Source organism: Streptomyces rapamycinicus NRRL 5491, assembly GCF_024298965.1.
Lineage (GTDB): Bacteria > Actinomycetota > Actinomycetes > Streptomycetales > Streptomycetaceae > Streptomyces > Streptomyces rapamycinicus.
The window spans coordinates 6151031-6176506 of record NZ_CP085193.1 but is presented as its reverse complement, the minus strand read 5'-3'; the positions used below and the strand labels follow the sequence as shown (position 1 = coordinate 6176506).

General features: G+C 72.6%; 19 protein-coding genes. 5 read left to right on the top strand and 14 right to left on the bottom strand.

What is annotated here, in order from left to right; genetic code table 11:
- Positions 1-50: 50 nt before the first annotated feature.
- From LIV37_RS25845 to LIV37_RS25835, 3 genes are all read left to right on the top strand, one after another.
- Positions 51-1595 carry an MFS transporter gene (locus LIV37_RS25845; protein WP_020870041.1) on the top strand — a complete coding sequence of 515 codons (1545 nt, stop codon included), beginning with the start codon at positions 51-53 and terminating at the stop codon, positions 1593-1595.
- 708 nt (positions 1596-2303) lie between these two features.
- Positions 2304-3014 (top strand): FadR/GntR family transcriptional regulator, encoded by a 711-nt coding sequence (locus tag LIV37_RS25840; protein ID WP_020870039.1) that lies wholly within the window; start codon positions 2304-2306, stop codon positions 3012-3014.
- 65 nt (positions 3015-3079) lie between these two features.
- On the top strand, positions 3080-4387 hold the full coding sequence (locus LIV37_RS25835; protein WP_020870038.1) for a CynX/NimT family MFS transporter: 1308 nt from the start codon (positions 3080-3082) through the stop codon (positions 4385-4387).
- Between the two features lie 180 nt (positions 4388-4567).
- On the opposite strand, the gene LIV37_RS25830 is transcribed toward LIV37_RS25835, so the two are convergent.
- The 8 genes from LIV37_RS25830 to LIV37_RS25795 form a co-directional block, all read right to left on the bottom strand.
- Entirely contained in the window at positions 4568-5296 is a 729-nt protein-coding gene (locus LIV37_RS25830) for an ABC transporter permease subunit (RefSeq protein WP_020870037.1), read from the bottom strand.
- A 15-nt stretch (positions 5297-5311) separates the two neighbouring features.
- Positions 5312-6238: an ABC transporter ATP-binding protein gene (locus LIV37_RS25825; protein WP_020870036.1), complete on the bottom strand. Its 927-nt coding sequence runs from the start codon at positions 6236-6238 to the stop codon at positions 5312-5314.
- Positions 6235-7134, bottom strand: a complete 900-nt coding sequence (locus tag LIV37_RS25820; protein WP_020870035.1) for an ABC transporter permease — start codon at positions 7132-7134, stop codon at positions 6235-6237. The genes LIV37_RS25825 and LIV37_RS25820 overlap by 4 nt, the downstream gene beginning before the upstream one ends.
- Positions 7124-8200, bottom strand: coding sequence for an ABC transporter ATP-binding protein (locus LIV37_RS25815; protein WP_121824510.1), 1077 nt, complete (start codon positions 8198-8200; stop codon positions 7124-7126). Before LIV37_RS25815 ends, LIV37_RS25820 begins: the two co-directional genes overlap by 11 nt.
- A gap of 115 nt (positions 8201-8315) precedes the next feature.
- Positions 8316-8879: a hypothetical protein gene (locus tag LIV37_RS25810; protein WP_121824511.1), complete on the bottom strand. Its 564-nt coding sequence runs from the start codon at positions 8877-8879 to the stop codon at positions 8316-8318.
- Between the two features lie 200 nt (positions 8880-9079).
- Positions 9080-9664, bottom strand: a complete 585-nt coding sequence (pspAB, locus tag LIV37_RS25805; protein WP_020870032.1) for a PspA-associated protein PspAB — start codon at positions 9662-9664, stop codon at positions 9080-9082.
- 3 nt (positions 9665-9667) lie between these two features.
- Positions 9668-10576, bottom strand: a complete 909-nt coding sequence (htpX, locus tag LIV37_RS25800; protein WP_020870031.1) for a zinc metalloprotease HtpX — start codon at positions 10574-10576, stop codon at positions 9668-9670.
- Between the two features lie 125 nt (positions 10577-10701).
- A complete protein-coding gene (locus LIV37_RS25795) occupies positions 10702-11616 on the bottom strand; it encodes an LLM class flavin-dependent oxidoreductase (RefSeq protein WP_121824512.1) in 915 nt (304 codons plus the stop codon).
- A 196-nt stretch (positions 11617-11812) separates the two neighbouring features.
- Between LIV37_RS25795 and LIV37_RS25790 the strand changes: the two genes are divergently transcribed.
- Complete coding sequence (locus LIV37_RS25790; protein ID WP_214663059.1) at positions 11813-12694, top strand: Cof-type HAD-IIB family hydrolase; 882 nt, start codon at positions 11813-11815, stop codon at positions 12692-12694.
- Positions 12695-12789: 95 nt separating this feature from the next.
- On the opposite strand, the gene LIV37_RS25785 is transcribed toward LIV37_RS25790, so the two are convergent.
- From LIV37_RS25785 to hisC, 6 genes are all read right to left on the bottom strand, one after another.
- Positions 12790-13638: a hypothetical protein gene (locus LIV37_RS25785; protein ID WP_020870028.1), complete on the bottom strand. Its 849-nt coding sequence runs from the start codon at positions 13636-13638 to the stop codon at positions 12790-12792.
- A gap of 361 nt (positions 13639-13999) precedes the next feature.
- Positions 14000-15709 carry a sensor histidine kinase gene (locus LIV37_RS25780; protein ID WP_020870027.1) on the bottom strand — a complete coding sequence of 570 codons (1710 nt, stop codon included), beginning with the start codon at positions 15707-15709 and terminating at the stop codon, positions 14000-14002.
- Between the two features lie 519 nt (positions 15710-16228).
- Positions 16229-20011 (bottom strand): thiol reductant ABC exporter subunit CydD, encoded by a 3783-nt coding sequence (cydD, locus tag LIV37_RS25775; RefSeq protein WP_020870026.1) that lies wholly within the window; start codon positions 20009-20011, stop codon positions 16229-16231.
- Between the two features lie 19 nt (positions 20012-20030).
- Entirely contained in the window at positions 20031-21032 is a 1002-nt protein-coding gene (gene cydB / locus LIV37_RS25770; RefSeq protein WP_020870025.1) for a cytochrome d ubiquinol oxidase subunit II, read from the bottom strand.
- Positions 21033-21060: 28 nt separating this feature from the next.
- A complete protein-coding gene (locus LIV37_RS25765) occupies positions 21061-22695 on the bottom strand; it encodes a cytochrome ubiquinol oxidase subunit I (RefSeq protein WP_020870024.1) in 1635 nt (544 codons plus the stop codon).
- Positions 22696-22887: 192 nt separating this feature from the next.
- Positions 22888-23967 carry a histidinol-phosphate transaminase gene (gene hisC / locus LIV37_RS25760; RefSeq protein ID WP_020870023.1) on the bottom strand — a complete coding sequence of 360 codons (1080 nt, stop codon included), beginning with the start codon at positions 23965-23967 and terminating at the stop codon, positions 22888-22890.
- A 405-nt stretch (positions 23968-24372) separates the two neighbouring features.
- Here hisC and LIV37_RS25755 point away from each other — a divergent pair, with 405 nt between their 5' ends.
- Positions 24373-25473 carry a LacI family DNA-binding transcriptional regulator gene (locus LIV37_RS25755; RefSeq protein WP_121824514.1) on the top strand — a complete coding sequence of 367 codons (1101 nt, stop codon included), beginning with the start codon at positions 24373-24375 and terminating at the stop codon, positions 25471-25473.
- Positions 25474-25476 lie beyond the last annotated feature (3 nt).

The following is a 25476-nucleotide window of genomic DNA, read 5'->3' as shown; positions in this document are numbered from 1 at the left end:
GGCCGGTCCCGCCTCCCCTTGTCGGAATGTGCCGGATCCCGGAGTCAGTCATGCGCAGATCATGGTGGCCGCTCGCCGCCATCACCCTCGGCAACTTCATGCTGCTGATAGACGTCACGATCGTGAACACCGCGCTGCCCCAGGTGGCACGGGGCCTGGACGCGTCCTTCACCTCCCTCCAGTGGGTGATGGACATCTACGCGCTGGCGCTGGCCGCGCTGCTGATGGTGGCCGGATCGGCGGCGGACCTCTTCGGACGGCGGCGGCTGTACCTGGTCGGCCTCGCGGTGTTCGCGATCTCCTCCCTGGTCTGCGGTCTGGCACCGGACGCCGGGGTGCTGATCGCGGCCCGCGCCGTGCAGGGCGTGGGGGCCGCGGCCATGTTCGCCACCAACACCCCGCTGCTGATGGCGACGTACTCCGGCCGCGACCGCGGAATCGCCTTCGGCGTATGGGGCGGTACGAGCGGGGCGGCCGCGGCCGTCGGCCCGGTGCTGGGCGGGGTGCTGACCGAGTATGTCGACTGGCGCGCGATCTTCCTGGTCAATCTGCCGCTGACGGCGATCGCGGTATGGATCACGGTCCGTTCCATCGAGGAGTCGCGCGGCGCGGCCGGGGTGCGCATCGACTTGCCGGGCGCCGCCTCGTTCACGGTGTGCACCGGGGCGCTGACGTACGGGCTGATGCGCGGCGGCGAGGAGGGCTGGGCCGACACCGGCACGGTCACCGCGCTGGTGACGGCCGCGGTCGCGCTGGTCGCCTTCGTCCTGCTGGAGCGCGGTAAGCGGCAGCCGCTGCTGGACCTGGGGCTGATGCGCCGCCCGACGTTCGCGGTGCTCATGGCGGCGGCCCTGCTGCTCCAGGCGGCGGCCTTCCCGTACCTCACCTACGCCGGACTGTGGCTGCAGTCGGTGCTGGGGATGAGCCCGGTGCAGGCGGGGCTCGCGGTGACGCCGATGGCGGGCGTCTCGCTGGTCGTCGGCGCGGCGGGCGGACGGCTGCTGGACCGGGTCGCCCCCGGTCGGGCGCTCGGCGGCGGACTGCTGCTGGTGGGCACGGGCGCGCTGGTCAACGCGGCGATGGTGACCCCGGACGCGGACTGGACCGCCTTCGTCCCCGGTCTGGCCCTGGCCGGTGTGGGGATCGGCCTGGCCATGCCGGTGCTGGTCTCGGCCGCCCTCGGCTCGGCCCCGCCGGAGCGGGCGGGCATGGCCAGCGGCGCGGTGAACACCTTCCGGCAGATGGGCTATGCGCTGGGGATCGCCGTCCTGGGCACGGTGTTCGCGACCCGGGTGCGGGACATGGTGGACAGCGGCGACACCGTTCCGGCCCGCGCCGCCGGGCAGGCCGCCGAGGCCATCAGCGGCGGCCACGCCGACGCCGTGATCGCCGCCGCGCCCCCGGCCCGGGCGGACGCCGCGCGCGCCCTGGTCCACGAGTCGTTCGCGGCCGGCCTCGACCGCATCTGCGTCATCGCGGGCATCGCGGCCCTGGCGGCGGGCCTGTTGGTCCTCGCCGTCGTCCGCGGCGGCCCCGGCGGCACGCCCCCGAAGCCGACCCCCGAGAAATCCCCGCCGGAGCCGGTCCACGCCTGAGCGGTGGCCGACGCGGTACGGCTCGGCATGACTCGGTACGGCTCGGCACGACGCGGTACGACGAGGGGCGGGCGCCCGACGGCGCCCGCCCCTCGCGGCGTTGAGACTGACGTCCGTCAACGCGACGCGGTGCGGGCAACCCTCCCGCGATCGGATCGTTGTTCCATATACGCGGGTCACGCCCACCTCACCCTCCGCCCCCGCCGCGCGGTGCCCAATGTGGCGATGTTGCTGCGGGACAGCGATATCGCCAGGCGGGTACGTACCCACACGCCTCGACGCCGTCGAGGCGTGGCTGGCGGATGTCGGCTCCACGCTGCGGGAGCTGGCGTCGTGGATGGCCAGGGTCTCCGCCCGGCTGGACGGCATGGGCCGGCGGCTCGACGCACATGGGCGGGTCATCTGCGCCATGAGCGAGCGGCTCTGCGATCTCGGCGAGGACGTGGCCGAGGTCCGCGGGGCCGTCGCAACGCTCAAGGCCGAGGCGGCTCAGCGGCGGGCGCGGCGCGCCAGGCGGCGGCGCGGGCAGGAGACCGGCCAGCCGGCCTACTGGCCCATAGGTCCAAGACGAACCTATGGGGGATCGGGGTTATCCACAGGCCAGGCGAGAGGGTTCGATGGGCGGGGGTGCCTGCTCACCGGGCTTTCGCATGCCAAGTTGTAGGATGACTGGGCAACCGGGTGAATCGAGTGAGGGAACCGAGAGGGATGGCGTTGCGGGCGGCGGGGCGGCGGTCGCTGGTCGACACCGTGGTGGAGCAGTTGCGCGCGCAGCTCAGGGAGGGCGAGTGGCAGGTCGGGGACCGCGTGCCCACCGAGCATGCCCTCGCCGAGCAGCTCCAGGTCGGCCGGAACACGGTCCGCGAGGCGGTCCGCGTCCTCGTGCACGCGGGGATGCTGCAGTCCCGGCAGGGCGAAGGCACCTTCGTGATCTCCACGACCGACCCTTCCGAGGTCATGCGCGATGTGCGGCGCGCCGGGATCCGGGATGTGCTGGAGCTGCGGATCGCGCTGGAGGCGGAGGGCGCGCGGCTGGCCGCGCTCCGGCACGGCCCCGCCGATCTGCGGCGGATGCGGGCGGCGCTGGAGTCGCTCGATGCGTTCGCGCGGAGCGGGGAGCGGCCCGCCGCCGGCCGCCATGAGCTGCACGCCGCCCATGACCTCGAGTTCCACACCGCCGTGGTGGACGCCGCGCACAACGCCGCGCTGAGCGCGACCTACGGCTGGTTCAGCAGCTCGGTGCGGGACTCGCTGGTGGCCTCGCTCGGCGACCGCGAGGTGCCGAGCATCGTCCCCGCCGACCACCGTGCCCTGGTCGACGCGATCGCCTCCGGCGACCCGGCGGCCGCCGAGGCGGCGGCCCGGGCGCTGCTGGAAGCGCCCAAACGCGCCATCGAGGCGCTGCTCGGCACCGCCTGAGACCCCCTCGGCAGGGCCGTAGCGCCTGGCCGCCTCACCTCATCACTACGTGAACGGAGTTCTTCTTGCCACGCCCGCACACCCCCGGCCCCGAGGCCGAGCCGCTGCTCGTGGACGCCGAGACGGATCTGCGGCCGACCCCCGAGGTGACCGCCGCGCGGCGGACCCTGCGGGCCCATCCCGCGCTTCTCCTGGTCGGCATCGTGCTGGCGTCGCTCAACATGCGGGCCGCGCTCGCCGGGGTTTCCCCGCTCCTCGGCGAGATCAGCGGCCACTTCGGGCTGTCCGCGACCACGGGCAGCCTGGTCACCACCATTCCGCTGATCTTCATGGGTCTGGCCTCGCCCTTCGCGCCCCGGCTCGCCCGGCGCTGGGGCACCGAGGCGGTGCTGCTGAGCGCGCTGGTGCTGCTGCTCGGCGGCATACTGCTGCGGGTGGCGCCGCCCGTGATGGCGCTCTTCGCCGGGGGCGCCCTCGTCGGCAGCGGGATCGCGTTCCTCAATGTGCTGATGCCGGGCCTGGTCAAGCGGGACTTCCCGCACCGGGCCGCCGGGATGACCGCGCTCTACACCACCTCGATGATCGGCGGGGCGACGGTCTCCGCCGCCTCCGCCGTACCCCTGGAGAACGCGCTCGGCGGCTGGCGGGGTTCGCTCGCCTCGTGGTCGCTGCTGGCGGCGGTCGCGGCGCTGGTCTGGATACCGCAGACGGTGCTCGCGCGGCGTGGCACGCACCACGGCGAGCCCGCGGCGACGCCGGTGAGGACGACGCCCGCGAGGACGGCGCCGGACGCGGGGTCGCGGCTGAGCCGTTCCACGCTGGCCTGGCAGGTCACGCTCTTCATGGGGCTGCAGTCGTCGATCGCGTACGTCTGCATCGCCTGGATGCCGACGATCTTCACCGACCACGGCATGAGCAAGAGCGCGGCCGGGCTGGTCTTCGCGTTCAGCACGATGCTGCAGATGGTCGGTTCGTTCGTGGTGCCCACCCTCGCCGGGCGGATGCGCTCCCAGCGGACGCTGGCCGTCGCCGTCGCGGCGCTGATGGGCGCCGGTATCGCGGGCCTGCTGGTGGCTCCCGTCGCCGGGGCGTGGGTGTGGGCGGCGCTGATCGGCGTCGGGCAGGGCGGGTCCGTGGGTCTCGCGCTGACCATGATGGTGCTGCGGACCGGGGACGCCCACACCTCGGCGCGGCTCTCCGGCATGGCGCAGACCTGGGGCTATCTGCTGGCCGCGGTGGGCCCGCTGGCGCTCGGCGTGGTGCACCAGACCACCGGCGGCTGGGCGCTGCCGCTGACGCTGATGCTGGCGGTGTGCGGGGCGCTGGCGGTGCTGGGCCTGGGCGCGGGCCGCGACCGCAGGATCCGGTCCTGAGCGGTGGCCGGCGCGGCCCCGGACACGCGGTGGCGGCGGCCGTCATTCCGACGACCGCCGCCACCGCGCAGACGATCTGCGGCCGCTCCGCCGCTCCGGCGCGATGGCGACCGTAAGGCGTGCACAGACCGCTGGGCGACCCCTGCGGGCATCACCTCGCGCCGCTGGTCACTCCGGTGGTCACTCCTCCCCCGCGAGGGTCAGCGTGCGCAGCTTGCGGCCCGCGTACCAGGTCGCGCCCACGGTCACGGCCAGCAGCAGGATGACGCCGGTCGCCAGGCCGACGTCCGACGTGATCACATCGCCGTCCGCGACCTTCTGCGCGAGTGCCAGCGCCCACTGCTGCACGCTGAGCTTGCGGGCCCCGGCGACCAGGCTGCCGAAGAAGGTCTCCCAGACCAGGGCGTAGACCAGTCCCGCGATCACCGCGTGCCTGGTCACGGTGCCCAGCAGCAGGAAGACCGCGCTGTAGGCGACGGAGGCCACGGCGGCGGCGACGGCGTAGCCGACGGCCAGCTGGTTCGCGTTGCCGTTCAGCACGAAGCCCGCGAGCAGGGTGGGGATCGCGGAGAAGGCGACCGTGACGCCGATCGCCACGATCAGCTTGGTGACGATGATCGTCGGCCGCTTCACCGGCTTGGCCAGCAGATAGATGACCGAGCCGTCGTCGATCTCCGGGCCGATCGCGCCCGTACCGGCGATCACGCCGATCAGCGGGACCATGGTGGCCATCGCGAAGCCGCCGAGGATCGCGTCGGCCGTGTCGTCGTCCGCGCCGGTCAGCAGCCGTACGGCGAGCGAGATGATCAGCAGTAGCCCGGGGAGGGTGAAGAGGATCAGCGCACGGCGGCGGCCGAGCAGGGCCCGGTAGGTGAGCCGCGCGACGGTGGGGTGGTAGAGCGAGGACATCGCTGTGGGCTCCTTTCAGGCCGCGACGAGGTAGGAGAAGACGCTCTCCAGGGACTCGTCGGAGGGCGAGACCGTGAGGAGTCGGATCCCCTGGTCACGGGCGACCCGGGGCAGCAGTTCGGTGAAGCGGGCGAAGTCCACCGCCTGGATGTGCAGCCCGCCGTCGACGCCGGTGCTCGCGTCGACCTCGATACCGGTGGTCGACGGGTCGGCGATCAGGGCGGCCGCGAGCGCGCGGTCGTCGCTGGACCGGACGAGATAGCGGTGCGGCCGGTCCGTCATCAGCCGGCGGATCTTGCGGAAGTCGCCGGAGGCGGCGTGCCGCCCAGCGACGATCACCTCGATGTGCGCCGCCAGTTGCTCGACCTCCTCGAGGATGTGCGAGGAGAACAGCACGGTGCGGCCCTCGGCGCCCATCCGCCGCAGCAGATCCATCAGCTGCATCCGCTGCCGGGGGTCCATGCCGTTGAACGGCTCGTCCAGGAGGAGCACCGACGGCTCGTGCACCAGCGCGGAGGCCATCTTCACGCGCTGGCGCATGCCCTTGCTGTACGTGGCGATCTTCCGGGAGCCCGCGTAGTCCATCTCGACGGTGTCGAGCGCCTTACGGGCGGCGGCGCGCGGATCGGGCAGCCCGTGCAGTTCGGCGTTGGCGATCACGAACTCGCGGCCGGTGAGGAAGTCGTACATCGCCTCCCGCTCGGGGACGATCCCGATGTGGCGGTACGCCTGCTCATTGCGCCAGATCGGGCTGCCGTCGAGGGTCACGGACCCGGTGGAGGGGGCCAGGAAGCCGCCCATCATGTTGATGAGGGTGGACTTGCCGGCGCCGTTGGGGCCGAGGAGCCCGGTGACACCGGGGCCGATGTCCATGGTCACGTCGTTGACGGCCACGACGTTCCCGAACCAGCGGGAGACGTTGTCGATGGCGATCGTGGTCACAGGCCGACCTTTCGGTAGCGGCGCATCAGCAGCCCGTACGAGCCGGCGATCAGGCCGAGGAGAACGAGGACGTAGACGAGCCCGGTCCCGGTGCCGGGGCCGACCCCGCCGGGGAAGGAGGAGGTGGCACCGAGGAACGCCGTCTGCACCCCGTCGATGATGGTGATCGGCGAGAACAGCCCGATCCAGCTCACCGGGCCGGTGTTGCCCTGGTCCCAGGCGATGGCCTGGACGGCGGACACCGCGCCGTAGGAGATGGTCAGCAGGGCGATGACGGCGGCGACGCCGAAGCCGCGGCGCGGGGTGAGCGCGGCGACGACCAGGCTGATGCCGGCGAAGAGGAGCGAGAGCAGAACCACGGAGACCAGTCCTTGTGCGAAGCCCTTCGTCTGATCGGCGAAGTCCAGCTTGGCGAGCAGTGCCCCGGCGTAGAGGATCAGCAGGGGCGCGCCGGTGAGGATGAACAGCGCGGAGGCCATGGCGGCGAACTTGGCCACCACGTAGTCCATCGTTTCGATGGGCCGCGAGAAGTAGAGCGGGACCGTCTTGAAGCGGAGGTCCCGGGAGACGGACTGCGGCGCCTGCGAAGCGGTGTAGAGGCCGATGACGGCCTGCAGCATGATCGCGTAGCGGGTGTACTTGACGGGCAGCTCGTCCGCGCTGGTGGCGATGGCCACCGCGACGATGATCGCGGCGGGCATGCACATCACGGCGAACAGCAGCATCGGCGCGACCTTGGACTTGGCCGAGCGGCCGAGGCCGTACGCGCCGCGCAGGCTCTGGGAGAAGAGCGAGCGGCGGGCGTAGGCGCGGCCGAGGCGCGGGCCCTCGTAGTGGCGGTAGCCGATGTTGTGAATGACGTCGGCGCGCTGCTGGGTCACGGTCTCAGGCGGCATCGACGGCACCTCCGTTCCCGTGTGCGCTTGCGGCGGCGTTCGCGACGTCCACGGCCTCCGCGGCGTTCGCGTCCTCCGCGGCGTTCGCGTCCTCGTCGTCGGACCGGAAGATCTCCGCGATGCGGTGGCGGCGCTGCTCCATGCGGACCAGGCCGAGGCCGAGGCCGGCGATGGTGTCGCGGACCGTGTCGTACGTCTCCTCGCCCGCGACGTCGACCAGCAGCACATGGTCGGAGCCGGGCGATCCGTCGGCGCCGCGGCCGGCGGGCTGGACGGTGAGCCCGGCCCGGTCGAGCGCGGTGCGCAGCGCCGTGGTGCCGTCCGGGTGGTCGGCGGTGTCGGTCACCTCGACCGCGAGGGAGGCCGTGGCCTGCGTGAAGTCACTGGTGGAGCTGGAGCGGAGCAGCTTGCCGCCGTCGATGACCACGACGTGGTCGCAGGTGCGCTCCAGCTCGCCGAGCAGATGCGAGGTGACCAGGACCGAGATGCCGAAGTCGGTGTGCACGCGGCGGATCAGCCCGAGCATCTCGTCTCGGCCGACCGGGTCCAGTCCGTTGGTCGGCTCGTCCAGCAGCACCAGGCGCGGGTCGTGCACCAGCGCCTGGGCCAGCTTGACCCGCTGCTTCATACCCGTGGAGTAGCCGCCCATGGGGCGGTACCGCTCCTCGTACAGCCCGACGTGGCGCAGGGTGTCGGCCGTGCGCTCACGGGCCGCGGAGGGCGGCAGCCCGGACATGCGCGCCATGTGGACGACGAACTCGGTGGCCGAGACATCGGGCGGCAGACAGTCGTGCTCGGGCATGTAGCCGACGCTTTCGCGGATGGCGCTGCCGTCCTTCGCCACATCGAGGCCGAGCACGGAAGCGCGGCCCTCGCTGGCGGGGGACAACCCGAGCAGGATCTTGATCAGCGTGGACTTACCGGCGCCGTTGGCACCCACCAGGCCGGTGACCCCTGGTGCGATGTCGACGGACAACCGGTCGAGCGCGGTGACGCGGGGGAACCGCTTGCTCAGACTTTCGGTGGCGATCACAGTCACGTGTTCGACGGTAGTGGTGTGAGACACAGGCGGCGTCACTCCAGACGGTGGGATTCACCTCGTCCTCGGGTCTGACGCGCCCGTAGGGGACAGACCCCGACCGGAGGGGATTACCGAGGGTATCCACAGCCGGTCCGGGGGCTTATGCCCGATGTGCCGCGGGAGCCAGCCGGGACCGCGCCCATCCTGGGTACCACGCGGTGAACAGGGCCGGAAGGACGAACCCGGCGAACTGCGCCGCCAGCGCCGCCACCACGCCCAGACCGGCGGAGACGACCACGACCATGGCCGCGGCGGAGAGGGTGAAGGCGGTGGCCCAGGCCCGGGTGATCACCACATTGATATGCCTGAACGCATAGGTGTCCCACACCTCGGGCGGTGCCTGGCGCCGGGCGATACCGGTGGTGAAGGGCCGCCCCACGGCGAGCGTCGTCCAGGCGGTGACGGCCAGCCAGCCCAGCGCCAGCGCGCCGACGTAGTCCTTGAGTCCACTGTCGGGGCGGGCGAAGGCGAAGACCGTCAGCGCGGTGAAGAAGGCCACCGTGCTGCACTCGAGGATGAGGGCGTCGGCGGCCAGGCCCGCCCGACGGGCCCGGATCAGCAGCGCCGCACCCAGCGCCAGCCCGGCCAGGGCGCCCCACTGCCAGCCCAGCGTGGACACGATCGCGAGGGCGATCCATGGCATGAATCCGCGCAAGTAACTCATTTGACCCTCCCCCGGGCGTCAGGCCACATTCCGTCGTGCGATGTCGAAGGTAGAAGGTGCCCTGCGAGCCCGGTCCTATGCCTGACGCACCGCCCGGCGCGTGGATTCCCCTTCGGGGAGGGGGAGTTACGAAAACTCGGGGAGGGGAAGGTACGAAAACGACCGGCCGGAGTCGGACCTTCCGGCCGGGAACGGGAACGTCAGAGACCCGGTGCGCCCCAGACCGGGAACCAGCGGCTCAGGTCCTCCTCGATCCGCAGATCGTCTCCGAGCAGCGCCCGCATCTGGAGCTCCAGCGCGTTGTCCCGCTTCTCCGCGGCGCCCGGCAGCGGCGCGAACGGGTAGAAGGTGCCGCGCTTGTAGAGGTACACCAGCGCGAGCGAACGCCCCGCCGTGTCCTGGAAGCCGATCAGCGAGCACAGCAGCTGGGGGCCGAAGCCCCCGTCCTGGAGCAGCGAATTGACCGCGTGCAGATCGTTCACCAGCGAGGCCACGTCGTCCGGCCGCTGCCGGGCCAGCAGCCAGGTGTAGCCGTACGCGTCCTGGCTGAACTCCACGGGCACCCCGCCCCGGTCCGTGTCCGCGTCCAGCAGCTCCCGCACATCCCGCTGGAGCTGGAAGAAGGCGCCGCCCTCCACACTCGCGAAGCAGACCGAGCCCCGGCCGGTCGGGGTGAACCCGGCCCCCGCCTCCAGGCTGACCGCGGCTCCCGGGAGCCCGAAGAGCCGGTCGAGGTCGGGGCGCACCGGTTTGGTGCGGCCCAGGATGGCGTCCAGCAGCCTCATGCCTCAGCCCCTTCCCGCCTGGCCCAGCTGGGTGGAGATGCGGGCGAGCTGGTCGAGCCGCCGCTCCAGCGTCGGATGCGAGGAGAACAGCCGGCTGACGCTCTCACCGGAGAGCGCGGGCGCGAAGAAGAACGCGTTGTACGGCTCGACCTTGCGCAGGTCCCGGGTCGGGATCCGGGCCATCTGCCCCGTCACCTTGGTGAGCGCGGCGGCGAGCGCCGAGGGCCGCCCGGTCAGCAACGCACCGGCGCGGTCGGCGGACAGCTCGCGATAGCGGGACAGCAGCCGGGTCAGCAGGAAGCTGATCGCGTAGACCACGGCGCTGATCAGCGGGATGAGCAGCACCGCGATGCCCACGTTGTTGTTACGGCTGCCCCGGCTGAGCCCGCCCCACAGCGCCGCGCGGGTCATGATGCCCGCCAGCACACCGAGGAAGGAGGCGATCGTCATGACCGCCACATCGCGGTGCGCCACATGCGACAGCTCATGGGCGAGCACGCCCTCCAGCTCCTCCGGCTCCAGCCGCCGCAGCAGGCCCGTGGTGGCGCACACCAGCGCGTTGCGCTGATTGCGGCCGGTGGCGAAGGCGTTCGGCACATCGGTGTCGGCGATGGCCACCCGGGGCTTGGGCATGTCCGCGAGCGCGCACAGCCGGTCCACCGCGCCGTGCAGCTCGGGGGCCTGCTGCGGGGTGACCTCCCGGGCGCCCATGCTGAACGCCGCGATCCGGTCGCTGAACCAGAACTGCGCCACGAACAACCCTCCCGCGATGATCACGATCAGCGGCCAGGCGCCCTTGAACACGGCGAGCAGCACACCGATGAAGACCACATAGAGCAGCCCGATGAAGAACATCGTCGTGACCATGCGCGTGGTCAGCCCACGGTCCGGGGCATAGCGGGTATGCGGCATGGGATGCCTCCCCAGTGACGCGACGCCAAAGGCTCTATACCCGATTCTGCCGCTTATCGGGCGATCCGCGCCGCGCGCTGTCGCCCTTTCTCCGGCGAGCTGTCCGGCCCGCGCCGCTTACCCGGCTATCTGGGCCGCGCTATCTGGGCCGCGCCGTCCGTGGCGATCTTCTCGAAGACCCCGAGGTCGGCAGCGAAGATCGAATCGGGGATCGGCCAGTGCAGCACGATCTCCTCGATGCCCAGCTCGGCATGGCGTCCGGCAAAGTCCACGAAGGCGTCCACCGAGCTCAGCGGCCCTGTGCCAGCCGGGGTGAAGCCGGTGAGAAAGATCTTGTCGAGGTCGCCGGTGTCCCGCCCGGCCTCCGCGCACGCCTTGCCCAGCCGGTCGATCTGGCCGCCGATGGCGGCCAGCGAATCGGCCGGGGTGCCCGTCTCGGAGATCTTCGGATCGCCCGTGGTCACCCACGCCTGGCCGTACCGCGCCGCGAGCCGCAGCCCGCGCGGACCGGTGGCGGCCACCGCGAACGGCAGCCGCGGCCGCTGCACACAGCCGGGGATGTCGCGCGCCTCCTGCGCGCTGTAGTGCGTGCCCTCGTACGTCACCGCGTCGTGCGTCAGCAGCCGGTCGAGCAGGTCGACGAACTCGCCGAACCGGTCCGCCCGCTCCCGGGGCGACCACGGCTCCTCGCCGCCGCGCAGCAGCGTCGTCGCGTCGAAGCCGGAGCCGCCCGCGCCGATGCCGAGGGTGATCCGCCCGCCGGACACGTCGTCCAGCGTGATCAGCTCCTTGGCCAGCGTCACCGGATGCCGGAAGTTCGGGGAGGTGACGAGGGTGCCCAGGCGCAGCCGCGAGGTCGCCGCGGCGGCCGCCGTCAGCGTGGGGACCGCCCCGAACCAGGGGCCGTCGCGGAAGCTGCGCCAGGACAGGTGGTCATAGGTGTACGCGGCGTGGAAACCCAGCTCCTCGGCGCGCTGCCATGTCTTCCGGCCGCCCTCGGACCAACGGTGGATGGGCAGGATCACGGTGCTCACTCGCATACCGCGAGCCTAAGCGGTGGGGGTGACAACGCCGTACCGAGCCGTCCGGGACGTACTGACGCGTACCGGCCCGTACCGAGCCGTACCGACGGGACGCCCGGGCGAGCTCACCGGAGCAAGCACACCCGAGCAGGCGCGCACCCGAGCGGCCCACCCCAGCACCGTGCCCTCATCGATGAGTGGCATATGCGGGAGGATGGTTGCCGTGACTCCTGCGACCGACCGGCCGAACACCCCGGCCCCAGAGCGTTTCCGCCCCGCCCCGGCCCGGCCCCGGCTGATCGCCACCGACCTCGACGGCACCCTGCTGCGGGACGACAAGACGGTCTCCGACCGCACCGTGACGGCGCTCGCGGCGGCCGAGCGGGCGGGCATCGAGGTGTTCTTCGTCACCGGCCGCCCGGCCCGCTGGATGGACGTCGTCAGCGCCCATGTGCACGGCCACGGCCTGGCGATCTGCGCCAATGGCGCCGCCGTGGTCGATCTGCACCAGGGCGGGCTGCCGGTCGAGGTCCGTCCGCTCGCCACCGACCGGGCCCTCACCATCGTGGCGGCGCTGCGCGAGGCGGCCCCGGGCACGTCCTTCGCGGTCGAGCGCAGCGGCGGGATCTTCTACGAACCGCAGTACCCGCCCTTCCACCTCGACCCGGGCGCGGTCGTCGCGCCCGCCGAGAAGCTGCTCCACGACGGATTCGCGCACGCCGACATGCCGGTCCTCAAGCTGCTCGCCCACCACCCCGAACTGGCGCCCGACAGCTTCCTCCAGCTGGCCCGCACGGTCGCCGGGGCCTACGGCGACTTCACCCGCTCCAGCCCGTCCGCCCTGCTGGAGGTCAGTGGTCTCGGGGTCAGCAAGGCCAGCACCCTGGCCCGGTGCTGTGCCGAGCGCGGGATCTCGGCCTCTGAGGTCGTGGCGTTCGGGGACATGCCCAACGACCTGGAGATGCTGATGTGGGCGGGCACCTCGTACGCGATGGCCAACGCCCACCCGGATGTGCTCGCCGCGACCACCCACCGCACGGGCGCCAACACCGAGGACGGCGTCGCCGTCGTCATCGAGCGGATCCTGGCGGGTTAGGCACGCGCCCCCTTCTCCCCTCGACGCCGCCCCGGGTTGACACCGCCCCCCGGGCACCGTGAGGGCCTGGGGGGCGGTTCGCCTGACCGGGGGTCTTACCAGAAGATGACCGCGTAGCCGTTGCCACCGGCGGTGCCGGGGGCACCGTTGGAGCCGGGGGTGTTGCCGCCGGGGCCGCCGACGCCGCCGTCGCCGCCCGCGCTGCTGTTCGTCGGGGGCAGCTCGACGATGCCGTCGACCGCGTCGCCGCCCTCGCCGCCGTCGGCGCCGCTCGCGCCGTTCTCACCGCTGCGGTTCACCACGGAGAGGCTGTTGCAGGCACCGGTGCCGCCGGTGCCGCCGGTGCCCGGGGTGCCGGGGGCAGCCGTGCCACCGCCACCGCCCGTGCCGCCGGTGCCGCCCGTGGCGGCGAGCTGGGTGCCGGCCACGGAGGTCAGAGTCGTCGTGCCGCCGTTGCCACCGGTTCCACCCGCCGAGCCGGGGTTGCCGCCCGCGGCACCACCCGGTCCAAGGGTCCCGACGGTGCCACCGGTGCCCAGGTCCACCGTGTAGGTGGCGAACGGCGTCACCGGGATGACACACCAGGTGAAGCCGCCGGATCCGCCGCCGCCGCCGGTGCCGCCGGTACCCGTCAGCGTGGCGGTGGCACCGCCGCCGCCACCGCCGCCACCACCGCCCGCTCCCCACGCCTGGATGTGCACCGAGGTGACACCCGCGGGAGGCGTGAAGGTGCCGTCCGTGGTGAACTCCTGGATCCCGTGGATGATGGCCGGCGGCCTCGGCGGCTTGGGACGACCGGGGCCACCGCCCGTGGGGTCATCCGCCTGCGCCGCGGGAGACATGGTCAGCATCTGGCTGGAGACGGCGGCGACTGCCGCGACGGAGGCGAACAGAACCCGGCGACGCGTCCGGGATCGCTTGGGAGTGGGACTCTGGCTGTTCACGTCATGACTTCCTTCCCCGCGGTCGGGCCAACATCTGTCGCGGAGTGCGATGGGATACGAAGGACCGAACGGCCCGCGAGCCTCATCCCACCGTCGGCCACCACGACCCGCACTCTGACGAGGCGCTAGTTGGCCCGCGTAGGTGAGCCGTTGGGCCGGCCGGGCGACAACCCCCGCCCCACGGCCCCCTGTCACCGGCCCAGCACCCCGCCGGGCCCCAGCCCGGCCACCGGCCGGTCAAACCCTCGGCTCGACAGCGGCCCCACAGGCACCTTCGCCCGGCAACAGCGCCTCAGGGCCCGGGCTCGCCCCCGGCTCGGCAGGCAGTTGCCCTCAGGCTCCCTCACCAGGGAGCCGCGCCTCAGGCGTCCTCGCTCGGCAGGGGTGCCTCCCACACCACTGCCGTGCCGCGGCCGTCCTCCCCGAGGCCGGGGCAGAAGGTGCTCGATCCGCCCAGCGCCTCGGCCCGCCGTGCCAGGTTGGCCAGACCGCTGCGCCGCCCGTCCGCGGGCACCCCCACCCCGTCGTCCGCGACCGTCAGCCGGACCGCAGGCCGTCCGTCCGCGAGCCGGGTGGTGGCGTCCACGACCACCTCGATCCGCTCGGCCCGGGCATGCCGGAAGGCATTGGACAGCGACTCGCGCAGTGCCGCGACGAGATGGGCGCCGGTCACGGACACGACCAGGTCGTCCACCGGGCCCACGAAGGTCAGCGACGGCTGGAAGCCCAGCGGCACGGCGGCCGCCCTGACCTCCCGCAATACCCGGCCGCGCAGCCCGGGCGGGGTCTCGGGCGGAGTCTGCTGCAGCGCGAAGATCGCCGTCCGTACCTCCTGGATGGTGGCGCCCAGCTCCTCGACGGCCCGCTCGATCCGCTCCCGTACCTCCGGTGCGTCCGACTGGCGCTCCGCGCCCTCCAGCAGCATCCCGGTCGCGAAGAGCCGCTGGACGACGAGGTCGTGGAGGTCGCGGGCGATCCGGTCGCGCTCCTCGAGGACCGCGAGCCGCTCCCGGTCGTGCTGCGCCTCGGCGAGCACCAGCGCGACCGCCGCCTGCGCCGCGAACTGGGCGGCCAGGGTGCGCTCGGTGGCGGTGAACGGGTCGGCGTCGCGCTCCCGCGCGGTGGCCAGCACGCCGAACACCCGGTCCCCGCTGCTCAGCGGCACCATCATGCTCGGTCCGTAGCGCCCGGGGACGCCGGTGCCGAGCAGCGGATCGGCGGCCGGGTCCTCGATGAGGACCGGCTGCCCGGCCAGCAGCCTCGGCACGGCCGGAGAGCGGGCCGGAAGTACCGCGCCGAGCAGCCCGGACCGCTCATCGGCGGCCACCGCCACGGCCTTCAGCCCGTCATCGCCGTCCTCCGGCAGCAGCACGATGCCCACCGCCGCGTCCGCGAGCTCCCGGGCCTTCTCTGCGACCACGGCCGGTCCGTCCCCGGCGCCTCCGGACAGCACCGCCTGGGTCACGGCCACCGACCCCTCGATCCAGCGCTCACGCTGCCGGGTGGCCCCCTGGACACGGGTGTGGCCGATGGCGATCCCCGCCTCGGTCGCCAGCACCTCGACCAGATGCCGGTCGGAGTCGGTGAACGGACCACCGTCCCGCTTCTCCGCGAGACAGAGGACGCCGAAGATCTCCTCCCCGACGCGCAGCGGAACGGTGAGATACGCGCTCGACGGCTGGGAGGGGCCTGGCGGCTGGGACGGGCCCGGCGGCTCGGCGGCCGTGGGCGTTCCGGTGCGGCACGCGTCGGCGAGCAGCTCCGCGCACCGCTCCCGGTCGGCCTCCGTCACGCCGTACGTGACCACATCGGCCAGGCCCTGGCTCGCGGCGGCGGCGTCGCCCTCGGTGCGGTGCACCCCGATCGCTGCCCGGCGCGCGCCCACCAGCTCGGCCGCGGTGCGGACGATCCGGTCGAGGACGGTGTGCGCGTCCGGCCCGGTGCCGAGCGAGCGCATCGCCTCCAGCAGCCGCGGCAGGCGCGCCGTGAGCTCGGTGGACAGCCCCCGCAGACCGCGGGTCGCCTCCGCGGCCACATCCAGGGGGTCGGGGGAGGGGGCAGCGGCCGCCATGCGTCGAGCCTAATGAATGCCGCAGGTAAACGCCCTGTTGTGAGCGCTGGGCACCGTTTCCGCCGCTTCGGAGGTGCCGTGGGGCGGCCCACACGGGCCAGGGCCGACCCATGCGGCAGCTCATGCCCCTGTCCGGCCGCGTGCCTGCGACCCCCCGGAGGTTGTCCAGCGGATCACGCGGGGCCGGGATGCGTGATACGGCGCTCCCGCGCGGAGTGCCGGTGGGCGCTGGGCAGCCCCGGCGTGGGCCAGTGGTTGTCCGGCGGATCTTCGCGGGCCCCACGGAGTGTCCGGTGGACCACGCGAGGGCTTCGCCCCTGGACTCCGGGGCGGCGGCAGGCGCCGCAAGCCCGCTCGTCCGGTGCGGGGGACGCCCCCAGCGGTGCCGGGGGTGCGCACCAGGCATCGCATGCCCCTCGGGGTCTGGGGCGGAGCCCCAGTTGAGGGAAGGGGCGGGGAGGGGAAAGGGGCCCGCCGCAGGCGTCAAGCTCCGCCGGACGGGCCCTGACCCACACCCGGCTACCCGGCACCCACCAGGGCCCCGCCCTCCACCGCCTCGCGCTCCAGCATCCGGCGGAATGGGCCGTCGGCCGAGGCCAGTTCCGCGTACGTCCCGCGCTGGACGGCGCGGCCGCCGTCGAGGACGATCACCTCGTCCACCGCGCCCAGGCCCGCCAGCCGGTGGGTGATCAGGACGGTGGTGTGTCCCTGGGTCGCCGACAGCAGGTCGGCGGTCAGGGCGTCAGCCGTGGGCAGGTCCAGGTGCTCGGCGGGCTCGTCCAGGACCAGTACGGGGAAGTCCGCCAGCAGCGCGCGGGCCAGCGCCAGCCGCTGCCGCTGGCCGCCGGAGAGCCGTGCGCCCTGCTCGCCGACGAGCGTGTCCAGGCCGTCCGGCAGCCCGTCCACCCAGTCCAGCAGCCGGGCCGCGGCCAGTGCCGCGCGCAGGTCGTCATCGCTCGCGCCGGGGCGCGCCAGCCGCAGGTTCTCGCGCAGCGAGCTGTCGAACACATGGGCGTCCTGGGCGCAGAGGCCGACCAGTCGCCGCACCGCGTCCCCGTCCAGGGCGGCGGCGTTCCGGCCCGCCAGGGTGTACGTGCCGCCCTCGGTGTCCAGGAAGCGGAGCAGTACCTGGGCGAGGGTGGTCTTGCCCGCCCCGGACGGTCCGACAACCGCGACCCGGCGGCCCGGGCGCAACTCCAGCCCGAATCCGTCCAGGGCGGGGACGGCCTGCCCCGGGTGGCGGGCGGTGATCCCGTGCAGCACCAGCGGATACGGCGCACTCGGCGCCTCCTCGCGCACCACCTCCTCGCGACCCGCCCCATCTCGACCCGCCTCGTCGGGCTCACGCACCGGAATCGGCTCGTCCAGCACCTCGTACACCCGCTCCGCGGCCCGCCGCACCCGCTGTCGGTGCTGCACCGCGAGCGGCAGCCCCGCGACGGCCTCGAAGGCGGCGAGCGGAGTCAGCACCACGACCGCCAGCCACACCCCGTGGATCCGGCCGTCCGCCACGGCCGGAACCCCCACCCACGCCGCGGCCGCCACGGTAAGACCGCAGACCAGCGCGGACAGCCCGGCGCCCGTACCGGCGGCGGCCGCCGTCCGCCGGGCGATCCGGGTGAGCACCCCGTCGGCCCGGCGCAGCGCGTCCAGCCGGCGCGGCAGCGCGCCCGCGACGGTCAACTCGGCGGTCCCCGCCAGCAGGTCCACGACCTGCGCCGACAGAGCACCGCGCGCCGGTGCCAGCCGCCGTTCCGCGCGCCGCGCGAGCGCCCCGGACACGGCGGGCACCACGACCCCCGCCACCAGCAGCCCCGCCGCCAGTACGGCCCCGGCCTCGGGCAGCACCCAGGTGAGGAAGCCCACCGAGGCCGCGCCGACGGTCAGGGCGGTGGCGACGGGCAGCAGCCAGCGCAGGAAGTAGTCCTGCACGGTGTCCACATCGGCCACCAGCCGGGAGAGCAGATCGCCGCGGCGCGTCCGGCCGAGCCCGGCGGGCGCCAGCCGCTCCAGCCTCCGGTAGACGGCGACCCGCAGCTCGGCCAGCACCCGCAGTACGGCGTCGTGCGAGACCAGGCGCTCGGCGTAGCGGAAGACGGCCCGGCCGATCCCGAACGCCCGGGTCGCGGTGACCGCCACCATCAGATAGAGCACGGGCGGCTGCTGCGCGGCCCGCGAGATCAGCCACCCGGACACGGCCATCAGCCCGACCGTGCTCAGCAGGGCGAGGCTCCCGAGCAACAACGCCAGCCCAAACCGCCCCCGCCCGCCACGCGCGGCCCCCCGCACCCGCGCCAGAGCGCCCCGGCGGGGGCGGGTGGCCGAGCCGCGCGACGACGCGGCCGCGCCCTGCGACGCTGCTGGGCCACCCGACGCACTCAGACCCGTGCCGTCCGGCCCGCGCCGTACCTCGCTCAGCCGCCTGCCCGGTCCCGTGCCCGCCGTCGGCCCGTACGTACCCGCAGACGCCTCCGGCGCGGACTCACGCGCCCCCGCGCGCGGGCGCTCAGCCGCGCGCGCGCCGTCCACCACCGACGCGGGCGGATCCACGGGCAGCGGGCGCAGCCCACCAGAACCGCGTACGACGTCCGCCGCCGACGCGCGCTCGACCCCGGGCGCTGCTGCCGCCGACCCACCAGGGCCAGCAGCCCCAGAGCCCCGCCCCGGCCCCGGCAGACGCAGCACCCGGTCCGCCAGCGGCAGCAGTGCCGGGCGGTGGACGACCAGGAGGACCGTGCGGCCCGCGGCGAGCCGACGCACCGCCTCGACGACGGACGCCTCCGTCTCGCCGTCCAGGTTCGCCGTCGGCTCGTCCAGGAGCAGCACCGGGCGGTCGGCCAGGAAGGCACGGGCCAGGGCGATCCGCTGGCGTTGGCCCGCGGAGAGTCCGGCGCCCATCTCGCCCAGCCGGGTCTCGAGCCCGTCCGGCAGCGCGGAGACGAAACGCAGCGCGTCCGCGTCGCGCAGGGCGGCTCGTACCGCCTCGTCGTCGGCGTCCGGCCGGGCCAGCCGGACGTTCTCCGCGATCGTCCCGGCGAAGAGGTACGGGCGCTGGGGCACCCAGGCGATCTGGCGCCGCCAGCTCTCCGGGTCCAGGGATGCCAGGTCCCGGTCCCCGATCAGCACCCGGCCCTCGTGCGGCGCGGCGAAGCCCAGCACGGCGTTCAGCAGGGTCGACTTCCCGGCGCCGCTGGGGCCCACGACGGCGACCGTCTCCCCCGGGCGGATCTCGAACGAGGTCCGGACGAGGGACGGTTCGGTACGCCCGGAGTGGCGGACCACCAGCCCGTCCAACGCCAGCGCGGCTCCCCGGGCGTCGGGGGCGGGCGCGCCGCCCGTCCCAGCGGGCTCGCGCTCCAGCACCGCGAACACCTCGTCCGCCGCCGTCAGCCCCTCCGCCGCCGCGTGGTACTGCGCGCCCACCTGCCGCAGCGGCAGATACGCCTCGGGGGCGAGCACCAGCACCACCAGTCCGGTGAAGAGGTCCATCTCCCCGTGCACCAGCCGCATTCCGATGTCGACCGCGACCAGCGCGACCGACACCGTGGACAGCAGCTCCAGGGCCAGGGAGGACAGAAAGGCCAGCCGCAGCGTCTTGAGCGTGGCCCGCCGGTAGTCGCCCGTGATCGCACGGATCGAGGCGGCCTGGGCCTTGGCCCGCCCGAAGACCTTCAGAGTGGGCAGCCCGGCTACGACATCGAGGAAGTGCCCGGACAGCCGGGACAGCAGCCGCCACTGACGATCCATCCGGGACTGGGTGGCCCAGCCGATGAGCATCATGAACAGCGGGATCAGCGGCAGCGTGGCGACGATGATCAGCGCGGAGATCCAGTCCGCGGTGACGATCCGGGCGAGCACCGCCACCGGCACCACCACGGCCAGCCCCAACTGGGGCAGATAGCGCGCGAAGTAGTTGTCCAGGGCGTCGATGCCCCGGGTGGCGAGGGTGGTGAGTTCACCGGTCCGCCGGGAGTCCAGCCAGCTCGGCCCGAGCCGTACGGCCCGCTCCAGCAGCCGCAGCCGCAGCTCCGACTTGACCGCCGCACCGGCCCGATGGGCGGCCAGTTCGGTCAGCCAGGAGACAGCCGCCCGGCCGACGGCGACCAGCGCCAGCAGCCCCAGCGGAAGCGTCAGCGCCGTCACGCCGTCGCCCCGCTGGAAGGCGCCCACCACGATCTCGGCGATCAGCATCGCCTGCGCGATGACCAGTCCCGCCCCGGCCAGGCCCAGCGCCACGGAGGCGGCGAGGAAGAAGCGGGTGGCCCGTGCGTACCGCAGCAGCCGGGGGTCGATTGGTTTCACGTGAAACACCGCACCCGTGTCAGTGGGCGGCGGGGATGTGCCGGGTGCCGATGCGCTTACGGAAGACCCAGTACGTCCACGCCTGGTAGGCCATGATCAGCGGCATCATGATGGCGCCGACCCACGTCATGATCTTGAGCGGGTAGGGGCTGGAGGCGGCGTTCGCCGCCGTCAGGCTCCACGCCGGGTCCAGCGAGGAGGGCATGACCTCGGGGAAGAGCGCCAGGAAGAGCATCGCGACGGCCGCCGCGACGGCCACCCCGGACAGCCCGAACGCCCATCCCTCACGCCCCCGCTGGTTCATGATCAGCGCCGCGGCCAGCGCCAGAACGGCGATGACGACGGCCACCAGGCTGCGGGCGTTCCCGCTGTCGCCCTGCGTCCAGACGAGGAACGGCACCGCGACCACGGCGGTGGCCAGACCGAGCCGGGCCGCGTACCGCCGCGCCCTGGTCCGGATGTCCCCGTCCGTCTTGAGCGCGGCGAAGACGGCGCCGTGGAAGGTGAACAGCACCAGCGTGACCACCCCGCCCAGCAGGGCGTACGGCGTGATCAGATCCGACGGACCGCCCGCGTAGTTCCCGTCCCGGCCGATCGGCACCCCGTGCACCAGATTGGCGAAGATCGCTCCCCAGAGGAACGCGGGCAGCAGCGAGCACCAGAAGATCGCATGCTCCCAGTTGCGCTGCCAGCGGTCCTCGGGGCGCTTGTGCCGGTACTCGAAGGCGACACCGCGCAGGATCAGGCAGACGAGGATGGCCAGCAGCGGCAGATAGAAGCCGCTGAAGAGCGTCGCGTACCAGTCGGGGAAGGCGGCGAAGGTCGCCCCGCCCGCCGTGATCAGCCAGACCTCGTTGCCGTCCCACACCGGCCCGATCGTGTTGATCAGGACCCGGCGCTCGGTGCGGTCGCGGGCGAGCAGCTTGGTCAGCACGCCGATGCCGAAGTCGAAGCCCTCCAGGAAGAAGTAGCCCGTCCACAGGAAGGCGATCAGCAGGAACCAGAAGTCGTGAAGGTGCATGATCCTCTCCGGTGATCCTCTACGGCCGTCAGTACGCGAAGGTCAGCGGCTTGTCGGCGTCCTCGTCCTCGGCGGAGGCCCCGCCGTCCGGACTGCCAGGACCACCCGGACCGCCGCGACCGCCTGGGCCGCCCGGGCCGCTCGACGGCAGCCGCAGCTTCGGGTCCTTGGCGGGCGGCTTCTCGTCGGTGTCCGGTCCGGCCTTGGCGTACTTGGTCAGCAGCCGCACCTCGATGACCGCGAGCACCCCGTACAGCAGCGTGAAGACGCCGAGCGAGATCAGCACCTCGGTCCGGCTGACGCCGGGGGAGACCGCGTCGGCGGTCTTCATCAGCCCGTAGACCGCCCATGGCTGCCGGCCCATCTCGGTGAAGATCCAGCCGAAGGAGTTGGCGATCAGCGGAAAGCCCATGGTGAGGATGGAGATCCGCCAGGACCAGGTGGACAGCAGCGGACTCAGCTCGCGCTTCTTGGTGAGCATGAGCCGGGGCACCTCGTCCGAGCCGGTGCGGAACGCGGGCGCCAGCCATCGCTTGCGGCGGGTCGTCCACAGCCCGATCAGCCCGGCGACGAACGAGGTCATCCCGAAGCCGATCATCAGCCGGAAGCCCCAGAAGGTCATGAAGATGCTGGGGATGTAGTCATCGGGCTGGCCGCCGTAGGCGTCGGCCTCCCGCTGGGCGATGTCATTGATACCGGGGACGGAGTCGGTGAAGTTGCTGTGCGCCAGGAAGGAGAGCACCCCGGGGACCTCCAGCTCGACGCTGTTGTGCCCCTTGCCGACATCGCCGACGGCGAAGACCGAGAAGGGCGCGGGCGCCTGGGTGTCCCAGAGGGCCTCGGCCGCCGCCATCTTCATCGGCTGCTGCTCGAACATCACCTTGCCGAGCTGGTCACCGCTGATCGCCGTACCGAGCCCCGCGATGACCGCGACCACCAGACCCACCCGCAGCGAGGCCCGCATCGCCCCGATCTGCTTCTTCCGCTGCTCGCCCAGCTCCTCGCCGCGCTCCCGGCGGCGCTTGGCCCGCAGCAGATGGAAGGAGGAGATCCCGATGATGAAGGCGGCGCCGGTGAGGAAGGCCGCGGTCAGTGTGTGGAATACCACGACCAGGGTGGTGTTCTGGGTCAGCACCGCCCAGATGTCGGTGAGCTGGGCCTTTCCGGTGGCCTTGTCGATGGTGTAGCCGGTCGGGTGCTGCATCCAGGAGTTGGCGGCCAGGATGAAGTACGACGAGAGGATCGTGCCGAGCGAGACGATCCAGATGCAGGCGCAGTGGATCTTCTTGGGCAGCTTGTCCCAGCCGAAGATCCACAGACCTATGAAGGTGGACTCGAAGAAGAAGGCCAGCAGGGCCTCCATCGCGAGCGGGGCGCCGAAGACATCACCGACGAAGCGGGAGTAGTCCGACCAGTTCATGCCGAACTGGAACTCCTGCACGATGCCGGTGACCACGCCCATCGCGATGTTGATCAGGAAGAGCTTTCCCCAGAACTTGGTGGCATGGAAGTACTTCTCCTTGCCGGTGCGGACCCAGGCGGTCTCCAGACCCGCCGTGATCGCGGCGAGAGAGATCGTCAGCGGCACGAAGAGGAAGTGGTAGACGGTCGTGATGCCGAACTGCCACCGGGCCAGCGTCTCCGGCGCCAGAGCCAGATTCACCTGAATCTCTCCTTACGGTCGTGCCTGCCCGCGGAGCGAGCTTGTGAACGTATTCACATTCACAAGCAATGATACGCACATGGCTTCGCCCCCTCCCACCGGGGGTGGTAGGGGGCGAATGGGACACGTATGGGTATGCTGCGCGCCTCTCGGAAGGGCCGTTGGGCCCCTGGCGACGCCCTTGCCAAGGGCTCAGAGCTCCTTGCGGTACTCCTCCGCCGTCCGCAGGAAGATCTCGTTCGCCTCGCGCTCGCCGATGGTCACCCGCACGCCCTCACCCGGGAACGGACGGATCACCACGCCGGCCGCCTCGCACACCGCCGCGAAGTCGGCCGTGCGCTCCCCCAGCCGCAGCCAGACGAAGTTCGCCTGCGAGTCCGGGACCGTCCACCCCTGGGCGGTCAGCGCCTCCCACACCCGGCCCCGCTCGGTGACCAGCGCGTCCACCCGCTCGCGCAGCGCGTCCTCGCTGCGCAGCGAGGCCACCGCCGCGTCCTGGGCGAGCTGGCTGACGCCGAACGGCACCGCGGTCTTGCGCAGCGCCGCCGCCACCGGCTCATGGGCGATCGCGAAGCCGACCCGCAGCCCGGCCAGGCCGTACGCCTTGGAGAAGGTGCGCAGCACACACACATTCGGCCGGTCCCGGTAGAGATCGATCCCGTTGGGGACCCGCTCGTCCCGGATGAACTCGATGTACGCCTCGTCCAGCACCACCAGCACATCGGACGGCACCCGGTCCAGGAACCGCTCCAGCTGGGCCCGGCCCACCACGGTGCTGGTCGGGTTGTTGGGGTTACAGACGAAAATCAGCCGGGTGCGGTCGGTGATGGCGTCGGCCATCGCCTCCAGGTCGTGCTCCTCGGCGTCGTTCAGCGGGACCCGCACCGACGTCGCCCCGGCGATCTGAGTGATGATCGGATATGCCTCGAAGGACCGCCAGGCGTAGATCACCTCATCGCCCGGCCCCGCCGTGGACTGGACCAGCTGCTGGGCCACGCCGACCGAGCCGGTCCCGGCGGCCAGATGCTCAAGCGGTACGTCGAACCGGCTCGCCAGCTCGGCGATCAGCGCGGTGCAGGCGAGGTCCGGGTAGCGGTTGAAGGAGGCGGCGGCGTTCGCGGCCGTCTCCAGCACCCCGGCCAGCGGCGGATAGGGGTTCTCGTTGGAGGAGAGCTTGAAGGCCAGGGGGCCGCCCGTGGCGGCCGGCTTCCCGGGCTTGTACGTCGGGATGCCGTCCAGCGCGGCGCGCAGCTTGGGGCTCTTCTCGGTCACCGACAGTCCTCCTCGACCCATCCTGACTCGGGCCGTGCACAGCGTTCGCACACGGCAATACTGCACACCTTATGAGGATTCCCCCGTCTCGCGTACCCGTCGGGCGCCGCCGCGTATCCGCCCCCGGCGCCCGCGTACCCACCGGGGGGAGCGCCCCGCGTTTTCGCGCGCGCCGGTGGCGAGCGCCGTGGCGCGCATCACCCGTGCAGGTGAGTTGAGACCTCTTCGAGACATGTATCAATCACCAGGCGTGGATATGCCAGGGGCGATCAGAGGCCCGGTTGAACCCCCAACTGGCTTCACTTCCAAGGGAATTGGGGAAGGCGCTCATGCAGAAACGTGCCTTCCGAATACCGATGGCGGAATCGCGCAACCCTCCCACCCGCGCCCTACTATCGGCTGGCCATGACAGCAGCAGGGAAGCACCAGGTGAGCCGGTCGGCCGGCCGCCGGTTAGGGCGGGCGGGCATCCGGGACGTGGCCGCCGCCGCCGGGGTCTCCATCACGACCGTCTCCGACGCGCTCAACGGCAAGGGCCGGCTCCCGGAGGCCACCCGCCGCCATGTCCGCGAGGTCGCCGAGCGGCTGGGCTATCGCCCGTCCGCAGCGGCCCGCACGCTCCGTACCGGCAAGTCCGGCCTCATCGGCCTGACCGTGACCACGTACGGGGATGAACCTTTCACCTTCACCGAGTTCGCCTACTTCGCCGAGATGGCGCGGGCCGCCACCTCCGCCGCGCTGGCCCGCGGCTACGCCCTCGTCATCCTCCCCGCCACCTCCCGCCACGACGTGTGGTCCAACGTCGCCCTCGACGGCACCGTGGTGATCGACCCCTCCGACCACGATCCGGTCGTCACCGAGCTCTTACGCCAGGGCATCCCCGTCGTCAGCGACGGCCGCCCCGCCGGCGCCCTCCCCGTCACCGCCTGGGTCGACAACGACCACGAGGCGGCGGTGCTGGGACTGCTCGACCATTTCGCCGAGGCCGGCGCCCGCCGGATCGGACTGCTCACCGGGACCTCCACCGACACCTACACCCGGCTGTCCACCACGGCGTACCTGCGGTGGTGCGAACGGGTGGGACAGGATCCGGTCTATGAGGCGTACCCGGCCCACGACCCTTGTGCCGGTGCCGTCGCGGCCGACCGGCTGCTCGCGCGCCCGGACCGCCCCGACGCGGTCTACGGCCTCTTCGACCCCAACGGCACCGATCTGCTCGCCGCCGCCCGCCGCTACGGACTGCGGGTCCCCGAAGATCTGCTGCTGGTGTGCTGCAGCGAATCGACCGTCTACCGCACCACCGAGCCGCCCATCACGACCCTCTCACTCAAACCCCGCCGGATCGGCACGGCGGTCGTCCAGTTGCTCATCGACGCCATCGAGGGCCTTGACACCGACCAGCCCGTTGAGCAGGTCATACCCACCGAATTGATGGTGCGGACGTCCTCACAGCGCCGTCCGCCGCGTACGACGGTCAGCGCCCCGCGCAGCCGCGCTGGAGGCTGACCT